Consider the following 22,423-nt stretch of genomic DNA (forward strand, 5'->3'; position numbering starts at 1 on the left):
ATCTCCCTCTATTTTATTTTCTGTTTTTTAGCGATTTAATATACTATTTTGGGAAATAAAATAAAAACCACTATTATTTACGCTAATTTTTTAGGAATTGAATCATAAGTTATCAAGAAATATGGAAGATTAATGATACACCATGAATTATACTGATTAACAATATTTTCTTTTTGTTTTTGGATCTAAACCTAATATTATGGATAAATATGTCTAGTGGATTTTAAAATAAGTGTTTGGAGGGGGGAAGTATGTTTGAAGAAAAAATTCATTCTGACATTTGCTTAAATGCATCAGAAGAACATGGTATTACCTTAAGCCATAAAATCATATCGTTGGAAAAAGGAGAACAAGTGTGAGCCTTGACTTATTATAACAACGGAGAGCATCAAATTCTATTGACTCCCACAACAGATATAGAAGAAAAACGTAAACCTTGGTGGAAAAACTCTTTAAATAAGGTCAACTTATTTAACTTTCCTAAGTATTGCAAAACCTAGATTGGATATTGATCAGATTCTTTTCCTCTCGCATGTAAAAATTGAAGATATTGCTCAGGTTTGGGGTCAGGAAAATACGCAAAAATCCGTTCTGAATTTACCATACTTCCCTCTTTGGTCTCTATATAGTCAAAATAACTGCTCCAAGGATACTCTTCCAAGCTTTCTACCATACCAGCTCGAATTGGATTTAGATGAATGTACCGATTCACTTCTAATTCATATTGAGCAGAAGTAATCAACTCAGATCCATAACGACTTTCAAACACATGTCCTGTAAAATCGTATTTCTTATTGAAATATATCGCGTAATTAAAATGAAGAGTTCTTATAATGTCACTTGGGGAATGTTGAAGAGTTTTAATTTGAAGATGGATGTGATTTGTCATCAAACAATAGGTTTGCAGAATAAATGGCCTTTCCTCCATTACTTCTGTCAATAATCGCAGATACTTTTCGCGGTCTTCCTCGTCCAAAAATAAAGAAGTACGGCGAATACCTCGACTCGTAATATGATAACTAGCACCAGGATACCAAACACGCTTTTTTCTAGCCAACGAACAACCTCCCTTTTTATGAATTTTGCTTGCATATTATGAAGGATAAAATCGACGGAGATTAGCAAGAGGGTTTTATTCTATGCCCTCTAATAGAAAGAGGCCTCTTAAAATACAACATTCTACATTCCATACAAAATCCCTGCATTTTCTGACAAAAAAATAGGAAAAGAAACCAAAGAATGATCCCTTTCCCTTTTGTCCTCCTGAGAAAGACAGAATTAGATTTTTGTCTTTTTATGGTGCCTGTCACTAGGAGTTGTTCCATTTTCCACTCCAAGTTCCTGCAGCCATCTACGGTAGCTGATCGTCAGGGCGTCTGACTTAAGATGCAATTCTGCCTGCAGATCCAATGGCAGTAATTCTGGCTTTTGGCTTTGAACAATATCTAAATCTTGATAAAAGATTTTATCCTGGAATTCGATAAATGGTTCATCTGGTTTATCTAAATCATAGTTTCTTGTTAACAGCATAAAGGCTTTCGACTGTTCGTTATCTTCTTGATTGACGACAAGCAAAATCGTCAACGCATCTTCTGATCCATCTGTTGTTTTCGTGAAACGAGCAGTTGTTGGATTTAAAATTTCATACACATAATTGGCATATCCACCTTTTGAACGTCCATCTGGATTGGGCTGGTAGACAGGAATTTTACTTGTAATAAAACGGTTATCGATAAAATCCACTTTATAATCGACCACTTCGGCATGATCCTCATCTCCAAGCAAGCCTTCATGAACAAACATAAGATGGGAAACATCGAGGAAGTTTTCAATGATTCGCGGTGCATTTGCTTTTACCTCATAAGGACCACATATCGCTGTTCGATATCCTTCTGTACTATATTCAGGATAAGAAATAAGCGGTGCTGGATCATCCCCCAAGTTCACCCAAATAAGTCCAAGGTATTCCTCACAATGATAAACGGTTGCTTTCGCTTTTCTTGGAATAGCTCGTCCATTTGGCAATGCCGGTATCTTGACACATGCTCCTGCACAATCGTATTCCCAAGCATGGTATGCACAAACTAAATTTCCGTTTTTCACCTTACCAAGCGAAAGTGCCGCTCCTCTATGAATACACAAATCTTTAAAGGCATGAACGCCTTTCTCATTTCGAAAAATAGCTACTCTTTCTCCAAGAACAAATACTTGTTTCGGATCATCCTGCAATTCCTCTGCTTTACATACTGGATGCCATTCATTCCATAGTCTATCTTGTTGCATAATCGCGCCTCTCCTGTTCCTATTTTTAGTTAACATTTACCGTTGGCTTGTTTGTATTTACACGCTCTACTTGTTTTTGCGGCAAAACTAGATTAAGAATTAATGCAGCAATGGCTCCTATAGCTGTCCCTGATGATACAAAGTAAGTAACAATTTCAGGCAGCCCATTTAACACATTCGCCGGCATTAATACAGCAAATAAAGCGAGCATGATTGGGACTCCAATAACAATCATATTTCTCTCCGTAAATTCCAATCCTTTCACGACTTTAAATCCATTCATCATAATGATTACGCATAAAATCGCAAATACACTATTAATCACCACACTAGGGATACAGGCAATCAAACTCGTCAGTTTTGGCATCATGCCTAGAACTACTAACATAATTCCACCCATAATAATTGGCTTACGGCTCTTTACTCCTGTAATCGCAATAATACCAGCATTAGAGGAATAGCCCGTTACTGGCGTTCCACCAAAAAAAGAACCGACAAAACAGCCTAACCCTTCACCGAATGCACCGCCATTTAAACGTTTGTCATTAAGCTCTTCACCCGTTACATTGCTTACAGTAAACCATGTTCCCGTTGTTTCAATAGTGACAATTAAGTAAACTACAATCATGACTAGGATGGCATGAACATTGAATTGTGGCGCTCCAAATGCAAATAGACTTGGCATTTGAAACCAGCTTGCATTTTCTAATGAGGCAAAACTAACTAAACCGAAGAAAGAGGCAACAAGCGAGCCTAATCCTAGTGCTAAGATAACCGATACTACTTTTATATATTTCCATTTAGATTTAGCCTTTTCCCCTACGTACATACAGAAAATCAATACAGCTGCTGTAACGGTCGCAACCAAGATATTTTCGCCAAAACTACCTTCTGCTGTATAAATAGAATTAATCGCACTCGGCATTAAAGAAATCCCTACAACCACAATAACAGTCCCAGCAACAATCGGTGGGATGACTTTTCTAACCACTTTGCTATAGAGTTTAAGCGGATAACCAAGCAAGGCAATAATTAACGCACCAGGTATTAAGCTGCCTATCATTGTTCCAATTCCTGATGTCGTTCCAATTGCTGCAAGTGCACTCAATGGCACAAAGGAAGGTCCCTGCATAACAGGTAGTTTCATTGCAAAACCTGCTTGAATAATCGTAGCAATTCCACATGCGATAAAAGTCATTTGGATCAGCAATGCACTATCCGATACAGAAAAGGACAATAAGCCAGCCAAGATAATCGGCGGGATAAACAAATCCATTGCCAATATTTGCTGTATTCCTAAAAAGATAGATTTACCAACGGTAATTTCTTCTTTACCTTCCTTTATATTCCCCTTTATTTCCAAATCTTTTGCCATATTTTCCATCCCAGTACCCCCTGTTGATGATACCTTCATATAATCTTTGTTTCTTCGTTAACGAATAAATTCACCGAACAGAAAAAGCTCGAAGTACATACCTTCCTTAACAAAAGAAAAGCATGCACTTCGAGCCCTTTATAAATCAAAGTATGGCAAGAATAGACATCTCCCTATAAAGGGACGTAAATGTCCATTTTATCTCTGCTTTTCATAGTCAGTTTATTTACGGTAAACAGGTAGAAACTTGTAGGCCATATCCCTACGATTATATGAAAATACACTATTTATTTTTGAATATTATAGCGACCTAAAACATTTTGCAACCCTCAAGCTCACCATCAACATTCACTTCATTTTTAAAATACACAATAAAAATTTTTTTATTTACTAGTAATTATCAACTTGCTACAATGACTATATTAACACAAAACACGAACATTAGGAAGGTGTTTATGAACAATTATACGCATATTTTTCACGGAACTGCTTTTTCTAGTGAATCTCCCAAAAAAGTAACCATATTAAAAGACTATTTATTCTTTATCGATACCAATGGAATGATAAAAAAAATGGTCGGACCGGAACAAGCCGAATATTCCTCCTTGTTAGAGACTTATGAGGGCCAAGCTAATTTTCACCGTTTAGCAGAGGGGCAATATTTCTTGCCTGGTTTTGTAGACTTGCATGTTCATGCACCGCAATGGGCTCAGTCGGGTACAGCTTTAGATATCCCGCTATACGATTGGCTGCATACCTATACATTTCCGCTAGAAGCAAAATATGCAGATTTATCCTTTGCCTCAACGGTATATGAAGACTTGGTAAGCACCTTGCTCGCAAATGGAACAACAACCGTTCTTTATTTCGCAACAGTCCACAAAGAGGCGAGTTTGTTATTAGCAAAAATCTGTGCAGAAAAAGGGCAACGGGGTTTAGTAGGCAAGGTCGTCATGGATGATCCAGAACAAAATCCATCCTATTACCGAGATGCCGATACAAAAACAGCTATTGCTGATACAGAGGCATTTATTTTAGCCGTGAAAGAGTTAGCAAAAGAGGCAAAACAAGGTGTTTATCCTGTTGTTACACCTCGATTTATTCCAAGCTGCTCAGACGAAGCTCTTAAGGGTCTTGGGGAATTGGCAGCAAAATATGATACCCATATTCAGTCCCATTGCAGTGAAAGTGACTGGGCCCATGGTTATGTAAAAGAACGCCTGGGTAAACATGATGCGTTTGCTCTCCATGACTTTGGATTATTAGGCGACAAATCGGTTATGGCTCATTGTAACTTCTTAGATGACAACGATGCCGCATTATTTGCGGAAACTGGTACAGCCATCAGCCATTGCCCGCTATCCAACGCCTACTTTGCTAATAGCGTACTGCCCATAAAACGATTTCAATCAATGGGAATTGATATCGGACTCGGGACAGATATTTCCGCTGGTGCCACTCCAAGTCTGTATGATAATGCGAAGCAGGCCGTTGTTTCATCGAGAATGCTAGAAGATGGCGTAAATCCAGCTCTTCCCGCAGAGGAAAGAGGCGTTCCAGATTCCCGAATTTCAATTCATGAAGCCTTTTATTTAGCAACTGCCGGCGGGGGTGAAAGCTTAAGTCTGCCAATCGGACGTTTACAAGAAAACTACACATGGGATGTACAAATCATCGATACAAAAGTACCAACTGCAAAATTACCGATTTTCTCTGAAGCAGAAGATTTAGATGATATTTTCCAAAAGATCCTCTATCTCGTACGCCCAGATAATATCTCGGAAGTTTGGGTTCAAGGAGAGAAAGTTCACTCCCGTTCTTGAGAATTCTATTGGTCTACAATCAATCAGATAACATGAAGCACCCTAATCAAACGTTTGATTAGGGTGCTTCTGCTAAGTAAAAAAGCTAATACGGAAGAATATATTTAAATGTCCCTTGTAGAGAGACAGCGTCTTTTTATGGTGCCTGTCACCCTATCTGGTGTCTTTTTATGGTGCCTGTCACCCTATCTCTACCTTCACCCCAAAATGATCAGACACAACCGGCGTTGTTCTTCCATCAAAAATCGTTTCATATGAGTGAACAGATAGGTTAGAAGAAACAAAGATATAATCAATCCGAAGAAGATCACTATTATTCTCCCAGCCATCAATTTTCTTCACAACAGTGTGGCTACCATTTTTGAGCGTGGCATCTAGATAAGCATCCTTTATATGGGGGTGCTTAGAAACAGCGCTATACCCTTCCTCCTCGATATGGGCAGGGTTATTAAAATCGCCCATCAACAAGATACATCCGCCTGTCTGCGCTTCCGTTTCCCATGCTTCGAGAAGTTTGTTCCATTCAAACAAGAAAGGATAGCTTTCGGTTTCATCCTGCCACCAAGAGAAGTGTAATCCGTACACTAAATAGTTTCTTTCATTTACTTGAAAACGAACTTCCAAGGCTTTTCTTGTATGATAGTCTATATAATCATCATTGCGGGACAACAATATCCCTCTTGCATTTGTTACTTTAAATCGAGTAAGAATGGCGATTCCCTCATCATATTGGTCGTAACCAATATGACTAGGAACCCAGCTCCAATAATATTCAAGACCACTGTTCAACAGCTCCTGCTGGAGAAGAAAAGCAAAGTTATCTTTTTTAATCACTGTATCTGGATTGGGGGCAATGAAAAAGGAATCCACCTCCACTTCCTCTGCATCCATTGATTGATTTACTTCCTGCAAGGAAATAACATCATAGGAATCTACCAACAATTGCTCCTTAATCGCTTCCAGTTTTTCCAAAGGGCTTTCTTCTATCCAGCTATGGGTATTTAATGTTAATAATTTCATTCACTTTGCTCCAAATAATCATTAATGTCCGATTTCAAGATGTCTGCTTTTGGACCGTAAATGGCCTGAACACCGCCATCCTTCTTAATTAAGCCCATTGCGCCAGCTGCTTTCCATGATGATTCATCGCCTACTTTATCTAGCTCTTTTACGGAGACACGCAGTCTTGTCATGCAGGCATCCACATCGGTAATATTAGCTTTTCCGCCTAATAAGTCAACAATTTCTAAGACCTGGCTGTTAGCAGGACCAGCGTTTCCAGCTTCTATATTGTTAGAATCTGCATCACTTTCATAGTTACCATTACGACCTGGTGTTGAAAAATTAAATTTCTTAATCATGAAATTCGCAATGAAATAGCTTACTACAAAGAAGACAATACATACAATGACAAAATTTAGAACATCGCCTCCCAACCCTGCTTTAAAAGCAATCGGTAAGCGTGTAATCAGCTCCAAGTTTCCAAAGGAATGGAGACGTAAATCGACAATATCTGCAGAGGCAAAAGCTAATCCTTGTAAAATAGCATACACAACGTAAAGTACTGGTGCAGCAAACATAAACATGAATTCTAAAGGCTCTGTAACTCCTGTTAGGAAGACCGCGATAGCCGCAGAAAAGATCATTGATTTATATTTTTTCTTTTTATCCATATCTACATTTCGGTATATAGCAACAGCAACACCCATCAAAATTGCTGTCGCACCAATCATTTGCCCTACCTTGAAACGGGCTGGAGTAACAGATGATAGTAGTTGATTATATGCCGCAGTGTCACCAGCATTTTGTAGATTCACTAAATCACTTGCCCAAGCTAACCATAATGGATCTTGTCCAAATACTTCTTTACCAGCCATTACACCAGACATAATCGTATACGTTCCACCTAGTGAAGTATAGTTAATTGGAATCGTCAGCATATGGTGTAGACCAAATGGAATAAGAAGACGTTCAGCCGTACCATAGATAAAAGGTGCTAGGATTGGAGCGCTTTCACTCGAGGTCGCAATCCATAGTCCAAAGTGATTAATTCCTGTTTGAATCGTTGGCCAAATCACTGCAAGAATCAAGGAAACGATAACAGACCAGAAGATAACCACAAACGGTACAAATCGTTTTCCGTTAAAGAAGGCAAGTGCATCAGGCAGCTTTCTAAAATTATAATATTTATTATAGACAATGGCTCCGATAAAACCGGAGATAATCCCCACGAACACACCCATATTAAGTGCAGGCGCTTCCAATACACTTGTAAAATATCCATCTACTAAAATTTTGGTTCCAAATAAAGTATGCGTAAATGCTCCTTCTTCGGACAGCATTTCATTTGTAACTCCAAAGATAGAGCCTGTAATTCTATTAATTAATAAGAAGGCAATCCCCGCAGCAAAGGCCCCGCCTGCTTTTTCCTTTGCCCACGAACCACCAATTGCTAAAGCAAATAAAATATGTAAATTCCCAATAATCCCCCAACCAATATTCTCTACAACGCTTCCAATTGTGATAAAAACAGAAGCATCGATCATGGCAATCAGCTTACCTAAACTAATCATAATTCCAGCTGCCGGCATAACAGCTACCACTACCATCAATGCTTTTCCGAATTTTTGCCAAAATTCAAATGACAACATCTTTTTCATTGTGTTCCCTCCTATTTCCAATTAAAACGTTTGCATTAAATCATATCTATAATTATAGTAATATATCTACCATTTTACAAGAAAAATATTCATAATTTTAGTAATCAATTGCAAAAATAACGCAAACGATTGCATTAAGCGGAATCACCTTCAGAAAAAATCCTGCTTTTAAAAAGAATGATAAATAAATTGCTTCTGTTAACCTAACTGTCTATCTCCTATGGACAAAAAAGACCGGTTGTCTTTTTGTGGTGCCTGACACCGTAATCTATTATAATGATGATAAATTATCAGTTTCTGCATTTGTAGATAAGTCTTCAAGTAATGCAACTGAGTATTCATATCGTGCATTTTTAAATTTCACTTGGTCTGATTATGCTGATTTGCAGTGGACAGATAATGTCGCTATTGCCTGGGATAATAGATTTATTGGGGTTACAAATTCTCTAGATGGGTTTTATTCTTACCTTCATGTATTTAACAATAATTATGTCAGCGCTAAAATGGATACCTCACAAAATCTGTATGGTATAAGTGGGAAGTTCTTATTACCTAATACATACTTTATGACTGGTGGACTTAGTCAAGATATAAAAGTTCCCGTTAAATTTAAAAATGAGACTGGAAAATTTCAAGCTAAGTATATTCATTCATTAATTCCTTTCACTGGAGCCGTAAGTATTGGAAAGGCGTCTGTAAATGTACCTACTGGTTGGTTATGTCAAGAGTTTGTATTAGATTTTAATATTAAAATTGGTAATTAACAAATAATTTTCTTATACACAATTTACAGGTTTTATTTTTTCAGAGATTAAACTTGAGACTAATAAAGTATTTAAAAGGAAAGGAGGATTTATGTATTTAATTATAGCCAGCTCCATCTATTTCCTTCTATGTACTTCTGTTTTTATTCTTCAGAAGAAAAAAAGTTCTATTCTTTTTTTGAAGCTAACATTCATATACATTATTACATTTGTTTCGTTTAAAACAGAATCTATTACTATACCAATAGGAATAATACTTGGAATAATCTTTCTATTCTTAGTCAAAAAGGATAAAAAAATAGTGCTTTTCTCATTAATTTTTGGGATTTTAACTAACACTTTGCTTCATTTTTTTATTCCTCCTATTTCGATAGACCATCTCGCCGAATCTACGGAGGTTTATGAAGTGGTGAAGAAATTTAATGAAGTAGAATATGTTAAAACGTTCTTAGAAAAAGAAGAAATACAATTAGATATTAAAAAATTTGTAGATAGTGATTTAGATATTCCTTATTTCATGCTAGTCTCTTATATTCTTATCGATAATGGTGTTACTGTTAATGGAAGAGAAGAGCTTATGTCTACTCCTCATGAAAGGCATTTATCAGGTACTAAAATAACAACAAAAGACAAGGCAGAAGAAATATATTTGAATTATAATGGAATAGATTACATTGGTCTCTTTGAATACTCAAAAAAAGAACCCTATTTAAAAGTAGTAGTAAGAGGCAGTGTTAAGCAAGGATTGGTAGATTAATGGTGTAATATTTATAAGGGCGCTAATCCAAGAAGGACTAGCGCCCAATCTATTATATCTTTTTTATCCTATATATAGTTAGTAGACTTAATAATTACCATTTGGTCCTATAGATTTATATTTTGATAAGACTAGGACCAACCTCTCCGCAGAAATGAAAAGGCGGTGAAATTTTACGAAGAGGAAAATTGATATGCTTCCTGTCAAATAGACCAATTGATTTCCTGCTTTGCAATTTTTACTTTAAATAAAATATAAATTCGATACCCTATACTTATTGCAGTTTTTATTTTCCCACCCCTAATACAAGCAATTAAAGAAAACGACAGGTAAAGGATTAGTGTACTTAATTATTATTTTTAACGGCCTAATTCAACCATATCAATACAGATATGAGATTTTTCATAACAATATTTGAGTCCATTATTCGAACTGCTGTATTCATCCTTCAGCAGATTCTACTACCAAAAGAAGTCCTCATCTTCTATCTATTCAAAATTTTTATTCAAAATACGAACTTTTTAAGTTACAATGTAAATATTGTACGTAAATAACCCGTATAATCCCGGTAATATGGTCTGGGAGTCTCTACAGAGTGGCCCTAAATCACTCTACTATGGACGGAAAATTTCTTTTTCTAGAAACCGTTCTACTTTGCTGAACGTTTTTTTTCTATAGGACATTGCGGGAAATAGTAAAGGAGAAGGAAAATGGAAGATATACTAAAAGACATACTAGCAGCATTAAGTGTTGTATTAAATGGATTGCCCCAAGGGTTACTGGCACTATCTTTTGGCTTTGCGTCCGTTCCAACTGCGCTTGCCTTTCTCATAGGTGCTGCTGGGAATAGCTTAACAAGCAATGTTGCCGTTATTTCCTTTCAGGCGGAAACCATAACAGTTGCAGGAACAATGGGGAAAAATATGCGCGAACGGCTCTCTTCCATCTTTTTTGGTGCCTTTTTATTAGTTATTATAGGTGTTTTTGGATTGATGGAACAAATCGTTGCCTGGATTGGTCCTGTTATTACAAACGGGATGATGGCTGGTGTTGGTTTTATGCTTGCAAAGGTTGCCTGGGATATGGCAAAAAACGATCGATTGATTGGGGTCACTTCATTCGCTAGTGCCTTATTAACCTATATTATTTCAAAAGACTTAGTATATACAATCACTGTTTCTGTGCTGCTTTCTAGCATTGTCTATCATTTCACTAAAAAAGAATCTGCCACTGTAACAAATATGCTAACAGAAGATAAATTTAAGCTCCAAAAGTTTATTCTCAACCCTTCTGTTATTCGCGGGGCACTCGCTCTTGTTTGTTTGAATATTGGTGCTAATATTGCCTTTGGAAAAATCAATGGAGAAATCGCCGGAGCAAATGTAAATATTGACACGCTAACGATTATTAGTAGTTTAGCAGATATGGTCTCTTCTTTATTTGGCGGAGGACCTGTGGAAATCATTATTTCTGCGACTGCTTCTGCTCCCCATGCAGTATGGGCAGGTGTTCTAACAATGGCCATCATGGCAGCGATCCTGTTCTTCAAACTTTTGCCGAAGATTGGAAAATATGTACCTAGTTCATCCATTGCCGGTTTCCTTTTCGTCTTAGGTGCGATTGTGACATTACCAGGCAATGCAACAGCCGCACTAACTGGTACAGAAGCTAGTTCCCCTATTGTTGGAGCCATTACTATCATCGTAACAGCCATTGCCGATCCATTTTTAGGGTTATTAGCTGGCGTTGTGATGGAATTTTTACTAGGACTCTTTGGAGTTTAAGAAAAAGGAGAATTTATGATGGAGACTTATTCACTAACTGTTGCCGGAGTAAAAAGAAAGTTACCGATTATCCCTATTTCAAATGATTTAAAGATTGCAAGCTTTGTTATTTTAGGCGATACAGAAATCGTCGTTGCAGCCGCTTCCCTCTTAGCAGAGCAATTGAAAGACATCGATTATTTAGTAACAGCCGAGGCAAAAGGAATTCCTCTCGTCCATGAACTATCGAAACAACTAAACATGCCAGAATATATCGTTGCTCGAAAAAGTGTAAAACCCTATATGGACGAACCGCTAATCAATCAAGTCGTGTCCATTACCACACAAAAAGAACAATTACTCTGTTTAGATGGAAAAGACGCCGCCAAGATTAAAGGAAAACGCATTGCCATAATTGATGATGTCATTAGCACCGGGGAATCGATACGAGTACTCGAGGAACTAGTTACCAAAGCAGGAGGAATCGTTGTTTCCAAAGCTACCATTCTTGCTGAAGGAGATGCTGCCGAAAGAGATGATATCGTTTATTTAGAGAAGTTGCCTGTGTTTTAATAGGTTGGGATACAAAGAATGTTTTTGGTGAAGGATTAAAAAAATTGCGTAGTAAAAACAGCCATTGGAACAAACATTGTTCTAATGGCTCTTCATTATTTTATTCACTTTAAAAACAGTACCCGAAGCTCTACAATACTCCCTCAAAAAAGAAAGCAGGAGAAACCATCCTGCTAAATAATGGAATATCCTAATTCTTGTACGTCCTTATTAAACATTTTTACTGTGTCTAGGGATATAGTTTTTAGGTCTCTACCTACGTTTTCTAGTTTGTTAAGGATGTCTGGAGAGCAGGTGATGATCGAGCAGCCACATGCCTCTGCTTGCATGATGTTTAATAGCTCTCTCGAACTGGCCCATAATAGCTCCGTTCCTTCTTTTTTGCTGCATATTTTGGCGGCTTCTTTCATAGTGGGAATAGGATCGATTCCCGAATCTGCAATTCTGCCGGCGAATACGGAAACGATATTCTTTGTTCCAGATTTGAAGGCTTGAACCGTTTCTTCGACTTGGTCTAGTGTTAAAATGGCTGTAATGTTTAATTGCATTCCTTTACTGGATAGTTTTTTGATTAAGGGAATAGATGATTGCCCCATCGAATTAGTAATTGGTATTTTAATATAGACATTTTCTCCCCAGCTATTTATCTTTTCTGCTTCTTTTTCCATGATGGCAAAGTCATCGGAAAATACTTCAAAAGATATTGGCAAATCTGGTATATGGTGAAGTGCTTCGACTGCAAATGCTTCATAGTCTTGAATACCGGCTTTTTTCATTAGACTTGGATTTGTCGTAAATCCACGGATGATTCCACTTTTATATGCTGCTAACATATCAGCTAATACTGCTCCATCTGCATAGATTTTGACGTTTAATTGATCGATTAATTTATCCATTCTACTTCACTCCTACATATTGGTATCTTCATCGACATGATTGATCGTAACGGTTTTCGTTTTAATAAAGTTTGGAATAATTAAAATGAGTACTAGCAAAGAGACAATCGCGTAGATGCCAGCTGTGGTAAATAGGTTTCCTGCTTGCCCAAGAAGTATCCCAATTAGAGCAAAATCCACATCACCGAACGTAGAATTGGCAAAGCCTAAATCTCCTAATACAGGGAGAAGTAATGCAGGTAAGAAGGTTAGTGCCAACCCATTTACAAAAGAACCAAGCATTGCTCCTTTTCTTCCGCCTGTTGCATTTCCATAGACGCCAGCCGTAGCTCCACAGAAAAAATGAGGAACGAGCCCTGGAATAATTAACACACCGCCAGCAAATCCAAGAATGAGCATTCCAATAATTCCTCCAGCAAAGCTACAGATGAAGCCAATGATCACCGCTGTTTGTGCATATGGGAAGAAGACGGCACAATCGACTGCTGGAACTGCATTTGGGATTATCCTTGTAGCAATTCCTTGGAAGGATGGAATAAGGTCTGCAAGAATCATCCGCACCCCGTTATAAACGATCGTTACACCAATAGCAAATTTCAAAGCACTCATAATAGCAAATAAATAAGGAGAAACACCGTCCGATAGCGTGCTAACAAATTCAGAACCAGCTGCGATTGCGGCAATAAGATAAATAACACACATCGTTAGTGCCGTAGATAAGGTTGTATTTCTTAAAAAAGACCATTGCTCCGGAATGTTAATTTTCTCCGTGCTATCCTTTGGACTTCCCACAAACTTACCAACCCATGCAGACAGATAGTATCCGATGCTCCCAAAATGGCCCATCGCAATATCATCGCCATCTGTAACTTTTAATGTATATTTCTGCCCGATTGCTGGGGAAATCGCACTCCATGCGCCTAAAATAAAGCCACCGATCATAACGAGTAATGCTCCTGATAAACCAGATGCACCTAGCACTGCGGATAACAAGCAAGCCATGAAAAAGCTATGGTGACCGGTTAGAAATACATATTTGTACTTTGTAAACCTTGCTATGACAATATTAAGAATGAGACCTAGTAATAAAATCGACATCGTTTCTACGCCAAGCATTTTTTGAGCGGTAGCAACTACTGCTTCATTATTGGGAACAACCCCTTGGATGTGAAAACCTTTTTCTATCATTGCTCCCAACGGCTCAAGATTGGCAACAATAAAGGATGCACCAGCACTCAGCATAATATAGCCGAGAATAGGACCAAGTGTACCGGTTAAAACTTTATGAAATGGTTTCCTCAATGCAACTAGGCCAATGAATGCAATTAACCCTATTAAAAGTGCTGGCTCTGAGAGAATATCCTTAAGAAATTCTAAAACATTTGTTAAAAAGCCCATTTTAAAGCCCCCTCAACCATATGTTATTTTTTATTAGAAGCAACCTCTTGCAACACTTCCTGAACATCCGCTTTAATTTTCTTCTTATTTATATAGCTTCGTACCACACAAACTCTTTGCGCCGTCTGATCAAATTGTTTTGCTAATTCATCGATCGTCACAATCAAATCACAATTACTTCCCTTGGCTCCATTAAAGTCAGATGATTCAACCTGTGCTGGAATTCCTAATTCGGCACAGATTTCTTCTATCTTCATTTTCAACATTAAACTGCTGCCAATTCCATTTCCGCAAACGGTTACAATTGTAATCATTGATAAACATCTCCTTTATATTTCACTATAGCTTTGAATAAGCTTGATAAAAGATTCTGCTTTCGTCATCTCTATCATTTGCTCAATATTCTCCTCTTCCTCTAATAATTCCGTAAGCTGACTTAATGCTTTTAAGTGAGAATAATTGTCTACAGCTGCCAATACAAAAATCAAGTGAACATTTTTATTGGGATCATCAGGCGAAAAAGAGATAGGTTCGTTCAATTTAAGTAGGCTCATGCTTAATTTTTTCACCCCATCTTCTGGTCTCGCATGTGGAATCGCTACATTTGGTGCGAGAACAACATAAGACCCCAGCTTTTCAATATTGGTAATCATAGCATCGATATAGCATGGTTCTATCGCTTGTATGTCAAGCAATGGTGACGAAGCAAGGCGAATTGCCTCCTGCCAATTATCTACCTTATCTTTTATTTGAATCATTTCTCGCTTTAACAGATCACTTATCACTGGTTTGTACCCCCTAAACTGAGCAGCAGTATGCCCCATTACTAAATCACAAAGTGTTTCATAGAGCCCATTTTCATCATGGATGGTCGTAAAAAGCTTGATGACTTCCATTATTTGATTAACGCTGACTCCTTTTAAATCCTTTTTCCTTAATACATGAAAATCAAATTCTTGAAGAATACGCGCTTTATCCAACGCTGTTAAAATAGGATTAACCATAATAATTGGTTTTGTTGTTTGAAAAGGAACGGTTGAAAATAACAAGTCAAATTCATCTTCCCTTTGGTAGTCATAGTCACTTAAAGAATAGATAGCTAGTATTTCTACCTCTGGCAAAAGCTTTTCTATCTGGTATTTAAGCATATTAGATGTCCCCATTCCATTCAGGCAGACAATGACTGCTTTTTTGCGCAGATTCACATGAATATTTGCCGCATCCACATAGGAACCAAAATGCAAGGTAATATAGCCAGCCTCCTCCTCCGAAATAGGACGCTTTACAAATTCCTCTAAGGGCTTGAGCGCCTTTTTTACTAACACAAACAAATCCGGGAATTCTTCCTTTATTTGCTTTAATAATGGATTGACAATGGGAATATGAAATAACATTCGATAGTAAGCCGGTCTAATATGATAATAAAGGGAATGAGCTAACTCCTTCTGATTGGAAATCGACACACAGGCTAGCAGCTCAAATTCTTGAATGATTACTTGCGTCAACGCATATAGTTGCCTTTCCATTATGAATGAAGCTTCGTTTAGATGGCTATCCTTGCATTGCAATCCTATTAGAACGCTTGTCACATAAAGCTGTTCATCAGTCTTCTTTGAAATGCCAAGCTGAGTAACTTTTTCAGAAATAACTTTATACTCGTTTAAGTTCGCAATGATTTCTCTCCTATCTTCTGGATAGAAAATACTGACTCCTTTTTGTATTCTCAATAGAAGAAAGAGCAGAAAGACGATTACTTCTTGGACCTTTTCTTCAACGTATTTAATACCAAGCTGCTTTTCCACTTCTGCTATAATAGCAGCAATCTTTTTATGACTACATTCATAAGCCCCTTGGCCATTTTCTTGATTATATAAGTCTTTTAATAGCTTAGAGCCTTCCTCATAATGAATAAATTCCGAAATGCAAAGCATCATAAGAAACCTTATATTGCCCTCATCACCAACCAATTCATAACCATGCCTTCTCGTATACTTAATAATTACATGATATTGTTCAGCGAGCTTAGATGCTTCTTTAATAGAAGCAAGAACCGTATTTTTGCTTACCTTTAGAAGATCGATGAGGTGATTCACAGACACGTATTCTGTATTCGTAAATATTTTCAATAAAATTAACCCTTTTCTTTCCATCGGTGAAGCAATATAAGTATGTGTCTTTACGACTGGTATCTTTCCATCTGCCTGTTCCTTCCATTGAGTAGGAAAGATTAACCCTTTTGAACGATCATTTTGAATGGGAGGCATCCCCTGATCTATTAACCAATCATTGATTTTCTTCACATCATACGTAATTTGCCGCCGCGTACACCCTAACTCCTTTTCCAATCTCTTGATTCTTTGAGGACCATAATTTTTTAGTACATTCAATAAAGCTGCCGCCCTCTGATCCAACATCCTAATACCTCCTTCTACGTACAGTATAAAATATTCTTACTAAAGAAAGCGTATTCATTTGGTCCGAATTGTGGGTAATTTGTTTGAACAAGATTGGATTGATTTTGTGCTTATATGGGACGTGCTTTATTGTATTTACTAGATTGTCACAAGGATTACTGGCCTTTTTTTTTGGCTTTACTTCTCTACAAACTTTATTTGCATTTCATATAGAAGCTACCGAAAATAGCCTAACAAGCAACTTTGCCGTTATTTCCTTTTATGCGGAAATCATTACAGTACAGATACAATGGAAAAAACTTGCTCGAACGGTCCTCTTCTGTCCCTTTTGGTACCATTTTAGTTATTATAGGTACTTTGAGATTGATGGAACAAATTATTGCTTGGCTCTGTTATGATGATTGGATGATGGCTGTAATGTTTCCAAGGACTGCCACGTAAAAGTGTAAAACCCTATATGGACGAACCACTAATCAATCAAGTTGTGTCTATTACCACACAAAAAGAACAATTACTCTGTTTAGATGGAAAGACGCCGCCAAGATTAAAGGACAACGCATTGCCTTAATAGATGATGTTATTAGCACGGAAGAGTCCAAAAGATTATTAGAAGAACTAGTTACCAAAGCAGGAGGAATCGTTGTTTCAAAAAGCTGCTATTCTTGCCGAAGAGGATGAAGGGGAAAGAGATAACATCGTTTATTGTAGAGAAGTTGCCTGTGTTTTGATGGGTTGGGATAAAGAGAACAGCTTCTTGTAAGGTATTATATTTACCTTAGAAAGCCATCCTCTGCTCCCTCCTATTCGATTTTATGCTTTTGTAATATTTAATTTTTCCAAGAATATTGGAAAAGCGATCATAAGTAGTAAATAATTGATTGTAAATCCATCAATAAGTGTAGCAGCGGAATTTATTTTATGCTTATAGAACATCACGCTGTTATTTCGTAAACTGAGTCTCAATCTCTATTGAAATCTGTGTATCCTTAATGTTTTCTAGATGAATAGCTAATTTCTTAATATGAGCATTCTTATTTTGATTTTCATCCAGCGAACTAGATAATGGTTTAGCATCCATTACTGAGAATTTAGCATTAGAAGGATTCTTTATATTTATTGTAATGAATTTCTCTCCTTTCACCAATATAGCCGTTTTTCGATCTACACTCAGACCAATATTTGCTCGAGTATGCATAAACCAATAAATTTCGGATGGAGCAATTAATTTAATATTATCCTCTATAAGTATGTCATTTCTATCATTAATCAAAGATGCTCTTCTTTGTATAGATTTTGCATTTTTATACGCACCTGTCATATCAATAAGGGTACTAGCCTCATTTTTATTTGAAGTAAAGTTTATTATTTTTCCCTTCGCAAAAATATTTTGATCTGGATCTTCATCTGGATTTATCACTAGTGTATTTTGGCCCTCCGCTCTTTTCCTATAATAATTCCAGCGATTACTTTTCTTATCAAAGTAGCCTGGCAGATTATAATTATCCATACCAAGATCAATAGCCCACCTCTCACCTAATGCATCAATTACAAATGTCCCTATATCTAAATCGCCATGACTAGCTTGGTTATCACCAGCATGTATCCCTACAAAAGATGACTCTGGATTCCATGAACTTCTCATAGTTACAATCCCAGCACTACCATTGAAAATTTTGTCTAATGGAAGAGAATAATTTTTTTCTTCATTTGGTCTGTACCAAATCATATTTAAAGGACTATATGTTTTTAGCACACTATCAGCCATTTCCGGCTTATTAAATTTAGTAGAAAACCAAAATAATTGCGGTGATTTAATAAAGTTATCTTCTTGAGAATCACCTATATTAAATACACCATTATTGCCTTTAGTATAGATAGCATAATATCCTGTATTGGCTATACCTTTTACTTTGGAAAACTCATAATCTGTCCCTAAAGCAGTTTCTAAAGAGGAGAAAAGCAATGCCAAATATTTTGTTGCATAATTCCAATATGCAGGTCCTTCTTCAGTTCCTCCATCGTCACCATACGACATTAAAGAATTTTTTAATGAGGAAAGAGCCTTTTGAATGATTTCACTAGTAATTTTTTCTGTAAATGGTGATTCATCTGCAATTGCCAAGGCACTAATTAATATACCGCTATTAGAAACTGTATTCCAATTATTACTTCCATCTCTCCAAAAAAGAGGTATTTGAGCTTGATTATTTTGATCATTATATACTATAAGTGCTGGATTAAGTGCATTTTTTAATATGGACTGTTTTAGAATATCCTTTTGGTTCTGATTTAAAAAATCATAAAGCCAATCAAAACCAATCCCTACTGCTGCAGCCATCTCAGCTGTATCTAAGAAATGCGAAGGGTTCCAATCATAGAACCTATTACGATCAGAAACTCGCTCCAACTCCTTCCAAGCTCTTTCAGCATATAATTTATTACCACTCAACCTATACATTAAAGACAATGTTAGGGTTCTTTCTAAGACCGTTCTACTTATTGGAAGTAATCTCACCCCATCTGATTTTTCATATGTCACAACAGGCTTTTCTAATAAATTATTAGCATTTATTGTAAGCTCTTTATACCATTGCTTTAAGTTTGAATCAGATTTTAGAGATTCTTTTATTTTTTTTAAATCTTCGCTTGTTGCCAATAATCTAGGATGCTTTTTATTAGGAGATACTTTCTTTAAGTCATTTATAATCACTTGTGCTGGTGGTTCCTTTAATGATGAAATATCATTTTTTCCTTTATATTCAACATTATTCTGCTGTAATCTATCCATATGGATGGTTGCACTACTAAAAAAAACAATAAGAATTAACATACAATATGTAAATTTCTTTTTTATTGTCATCTCAAACCTCCCATACGGTTATATTATTTCTATATTTATTAACTTAAAATAATTATTCTCGCATTTAAAATGTTGACTAAACAATTACTTTTATTTTCAAAAAATAAAATACTCCTACCTATATTGGTAAAGAGTATTTTATAATATATAATTCTAATCTCTACTAAACAAATCCCTCGTATAAACCTTTCCTTCAACATCTGCTAAATCACTAGATAATCTATTAGCAACAATCACATCAGAAATTTCTTTAAATTGATCGAAATCATTAATCACCCTAGAATTATAGAAAGTTTCTTCCTGCAATGCTGGTTCATAAACAACTACTTCAATCCCTTTTGCTTTAATACGTTTCATAACACCTTGAATAGCTGATTGTCTAAAGTTATCAGAATCCATTTTCATTGTTAAGCGATAAATACCAACAACTTTCGGATTCTTTTTGATAATCATTTCTGCTATGTGATCTTTTCTCGTTCTATTGGCATCGACAATGGCTGTCATGATATTATTTGGAACATCTGCATAATTAGCTAAAAGTTGTTTTGTATCTTTGGGTAAGCAATAGCCACCATATCCAAATGAAGGATTGTTATAATGAGTTCCGATTCTTGGATCTAATCCAACACCATCAATAATTTGTTTTGAATCTAAACCTCTTACTTCAGCATAAGAATCAAGTTCATTAAAGAATGCTACTCTCATTGCTAAATATGTATTAGCAAATAGTTTAATAGCTTCTGCCTCAGTAGAGTTTGTGAATAAAACATCTATATTCTCTTTAATTGCACCTTGGACTAACAGATCAGCAAACACTTTTGCTCTTTCTGATTGTTCTCCCAATACAATGCGAGATGGATATAAATTGTCATATAGTGCTTTACCTTCTCTTAAAAATTCAGGAGAGAAAATAATATTATTTGTTTCGAATTTCTCTTTAATTTTTTCAGTATATCCAACGGGTACAGTAGATTTAATTACCATTATAGCATTAGGATTAATCGATAGTACATTTGCAATTACAGCTTCTACTGTTCTAGTATTAAAGTAGTTTTTTTCTGGATCGTAATTTGTTGGAGTAGATATAATTATATATTCCGCATCTTTGAATGCAGTATAGTTATCTGTTGTTGCTGTCAAATTTAAATCCTTTGTAGCTAAATATTCCTCAATTTCATTATCAATTATCGGTGATTTCTTATTATTAATCAAATTCACTTTTTCTTGAATAATATCAAGTGCTATAACTTCATTATGTTGAGCTAATAAAATTGCATTAGATAAACCTACATAACCTGTTCCTGCCACAGTTATTTTCATTGGTTACCCCCACTTCTTATACATATTAAAACTCATCATAAACATTTTCCATTTTTCATATTTAAAACGATGTTTATTAATTAAGATTAGATAAATAAAATTTTCAAATAATATAATGAAACTATTTTCTTATCAATTTAAATATTCCTCTTTTAATCTTACGCACTGATTTTTCCAACATGGATGGAGCAATTATATTATTATATTCATTTATTATAGGGTTCATATATTCAATAAAAACATTGAAGTCATTTACTTTAAGAGCTTTTTTATACGCAGTAAAACTTTCTTGAGAAAGTAATGTTCTTTTTTCGTATATCACTTTTCTTTTTGAACTCATTTTATTACTAGCTTCTACTCTTTTTTTAGGTCTCCATTGATTATTCTTATCTTTTAAGTACAAGCGATAAGATAATCCTTGTCTTCTATGGCGAAAACCTCCAGCTTGTGATTCATACATCATTCGAGCACTAATTTCCTCTAAATGTACTTTATCCATATTCTCTTCAAATATTTTTTGGATTATTGGATTCCTTACTACAATCACATTTGTCCCTAAACTATCCTTCGTATATTTTGGTAACCATGCATCTCCAACTGTAACATCAGCTGTCTCCGAAAGTACATCATCGCAAAATTCGCATGCATTGTATTTAAATAAACCATGTCCCCAATTCCCTACATAAAGTTCTCTTCTTGGAGCACTAGATTTCACATATTCCCCATCTTTATTTCCTTCAACTTCTACTCCATAATCATTGGCATATTGTGTATCTAGCTTTTTTCTGAAATCTATTCCTGTTAAATTATCCGGTTCGACGCCTAATTGCCACCCCATAGATTTAGCAAACATGTCACTCTTTAAATGCCCACAAACTAAACCAATTGTATATTTTATTCTTTCTTTTATAACCAAGTCTTTATCAGCTAATAATCTAATTGACTTTATAAAACAAGGTATACCAATCAAGGCATATCTGCCTTCATTTTCTTTTACAAATTGGATAACTTTAGACATTTCTATTGGATAATATTTTGATTTTGCTCCCATGTATAACTCTTCATTACTATATGAAACCTGATAATCAAATAAAGCTTCCTCTTTATCATTTGAGGATTTTACATGAATAATACCGTCAACTAGTTTATTCTCTAGAAGTTGCTTCGCAATCCAATTTCCCATTCCTCCAGAACTACCCTTTTTTCTAAATTCACCTTCCTTCACATATCCAGCATAATTTTTCAAATAATATCCTGTATATTCGTTATATTTAATATTTTCTTCTTTTCCAAACTGCTGCTTCCCAATTTCCGTTTCATTTTTTCCATAAGCAAACGGACAAACTGAAAGTACATTAATATCCATTTCTTCAGTTGGTATATTATCTAATAAAGAAGGGCTATACTTACCATTTTCGTCTAATTTCATTTTAAATGGAGAACCTTTAACACTTGCACATATACCACAACCAACACAATAATCGTTGTCAATAACTTTTTCCATTAACTCTCTAACATTTTGATTCAATAATTACAC

General features: G+C 35.9%; 17 protein-coding genes and 2 riboswitches. Of the genes, 5 read left to right on the forward strand and 12 right to left on the reverse strand.

Annotation, left to right across the window (positions count from 1 at the left end):
• Positions 1-496: 496 nt before the first annotated feature.
• From MHH96_RS03020 to MHH96_RS03030, 3 genes are all read right to left on the reverse strand, one after another.
• Positions 497-1,057, reverse strand: a complete 561-nt coding sequence (locus MHH96_RS03020; protein ID WP_217989369.1) for a transposase — start codon at positions 1,055-1,057, stop codon at positions 497-499.
• A 221-nt stretch (positions 1,058-1,278) separates the two neighbouring features.
• Positions 1,279-2,283: an aromatic ring-hydroxylating dioxygenase subunit alpha gene (locus MHH96_RS03025; RefSeq protein ID WP_047941955.1), complete on the reverse strand. Its 1,005-nt coding sequence runs from the start codon at positions 2,281-2,283 to the stop codon at positions 1,279-1,281.
• A 25-nt stretch (positions 2,284-2,308) separates the two neighbouring features.
• Positions 2,309-3,667, reverse strand: coding sequence for a uracil-xanthine permease family protein (locus tag MHH96_RS03030; protein WP_341116613.1), 1,359 nt, complete (start codon positions 3,665-3,667; stop codon positions 2,309-2,311).
• Positions 3,668-3,852: 185 nt separating this feature from the next.
• Positions 3,853-3,954, reverse strand: a riboswitch (purine riboswitch).
• Positions 3,955-4,113: 159 nt separating this feature from the next.
• Here MHH96_RS03030 and guaD point away from each other — a divergent pair.
• Positions 4,114-5,481 carry a guanine deaminase gene (guaD, locus tag MHH96_RS03035; protein ID WP_341116615.1) on the forward strand — a complete coding sequence of 456 codons (1,368 nt, stop codon included), beginning with the start codon at positions 4,114-4,116 and terminating at the stop codon, positions 5,479-5,481.
• A gap of 180 nt (positions 5,482-5,661) precedes the next feature.
• On the opposite strand, the gene MHH96_RS03040 is transcribed toward guaD, so the two are convergent.
• A complete protein-coding gene (locus tag MHH96_RS03040; protein WP_328282981.1) occupies positions 5,662-6,501 on the reverse strand; it encodes an endonuclease/exonuclease/phosphatase family protein in 840 nt (279 codons plus the stop codon).
• Positions 6,498-8,141 (reverse strand): PTS transporter subunit IIBC, encoded by a 1,644-nt coding sequence (locus MHH96_RS03045; protein WP_341116618.1) that lies wholly within the window; start codon positions 8,139-8,141, stop codon positions 6,498-6,500. Before MHH96_RS03045 ends, MHH96_RS03040 begins: the two co-directional genes overlap by 4 nt.
• 248 nt (positions 8,142-8,389) lie before the next feature.
• Between MHH96_RS03045 and MHH96_RS03050 the strand changes: the two genes are divergently transcribed.
• From MHH96_RS03050 to MHH96_RS03065, 4 genes are all read left to right on the forward strand, one after another.
• Positions 8,390-8,905, forward strand: a complete 516-nt coding sequence (locus tag MHH96_RS03050) for a hypothetical protein (protein WP_341116620.1) — start codon at positions 8,390-8,392, stop codon at positions 8,903-8,905.
• A 406-nt stretch (positions 8,906-9,311) separates the two neighbouring features.
• Entirely contained in the window at positions 9,312-9,662 is a 351-nt protein-coding gene (locus MHH96_RS03055) for a hypothetical protein (RefSeq protein ID WP_141232354.1), read from the forward strand.
• Between the two features lie 535 nt (positions 9,663-10,197).
• A riboswitch (purine riboswitch) is annotated at positions 10,198-10,299 on the forward strand.
• Positions 10,300-10,372: 73 nt separating this feature from the next.
• Positions 10,373-11,446 carry a guanine permease gene (locus tag MHH96_RS03060; protein WP_095259540.1) on the forward strand — a complete coding sequence of 358 codons (1,074 nt, stop codon included), beginning with the start codon at positions 10,373-10,375 and terminating at the stop codon, positions 11,444-11,446.
• Between the two features lie 18 nt (positions 11,447-11,464).
• Complete coding sequence (locus tag MHH96_RS03065; protein ID WP_341118094.1) at positions 11,465-11,998, forward strand: phosphoribosyltransferase family protein; 534 nt, start codon at positions 11,465-11,467, stop codon at positions 11,996-11,998.
• A 173-nt stretch (positions 11,999-12,171) separates the two neighbouring features.
• Here MHH96_RS03065 and MHH96_RS03070 read toward each other — a convergent pair whose 3' ends face one another.
• From MHH96_RS03070 to MHH96_RS03100, 7 genes are all read right to left on the reverse strand, one after another.
• Positions 12,172-12,882, reverse strand: a complete 711-nt coding sequence (locus tag MHH96_RS03070; RefSeq protein WP_341118095.1) for a transaldolase — start codon at positions 12,880-12,882, stop codon at positions 12,172-12,174.
• 24 nt (positions 12,883-12,906) lie between these two features.
• Positions 12,907-14,292, reverse strand: a complete 1,386-nt coding sequence (locus tag MHH96_RS03075) for a PTS ascorbate transporter subunit IIC (protein ID WP_341116623.1) — start codon at positions 14,290-14,292, stop codon at positions 12,907-12,909.
• A gap of 23 nt (positions 14,293-14,315) precedes the next feature.
• Complete coding sequence (locus tag MHH96_RS03080; RefSeq protein ID WP_047945054.1) at positions 14,316-14,606, reverse strand: PTS sugar transporter subunit IIB; 291 nt, start codon at positions 14,604-14,606, stop codon at positions 14,316-14,318.
• Between the two features lie 15 nt (positions 14,607-14,621).
• Complete coding sequence (locus tag MHH96_RS03085) at positions 14,622-16,706, reverse strand: BglG family transcription antiterminator (protein ID WP_341116625.1); 2,085 nt, start codon at positions 16,704-16,706, stop codon at positions 14,622-14,624.
• A gap of 940 nt (positions 16,707-17,646) precedes the next feature.
• A complete protein-coding gene (locus MHH96_RS03090; RefSeq protein WP_341116627.1) occupies positions 17,647-19,566 on the reverse strand; it encodes a heparinase II/III domain-containing protein in 1,920 nt (639 codons plus the stop codon).
• A gap of 153 nt (positions 19,567-19,719) precedes the next feature.
• Positions 19,720-20,886 carry a nucleotide sugar dehydrogenase gene (locus MHH96_RS03095; RefSeq protein ID WP_341116629.1) on the reverse strand — a complete coding sequence of 389 codons (1,167 nt, stop codon included), beginning with the start codon at positions 20,884-20,886 and terminating at the stop codon, positions 19,720-19,722.
• Between the two features lie 121 nt (positions 20,887-21,007).
• On the reverse strand, positions 21,008-22,414 hold the full coding sequence (locus tag MHH96_RS03100) for a Coenzyme F420 hydrogenase/dehydrogenase, beta subunit C-terminal domain (protein ID WP_341116631.1): 1,407 nt from the start codon (positions 22,412-22,414) through the stop codon (positions 21,008-21,010).
• Between the last annotated feature and the right edge of the window lie 9 nt (positions 22,415-22,423).

Origin of the sequence: Niallia sp. FSL K6-0212 (assembly GCF_038007605.1) — a bacterium.
In the GTDB taxonomy this organism is placed as follows: Bacteria; Bacillota; Bacilli; order Bacillales; family Cytobacillaceae; genus Niallia; species Niallia circulans.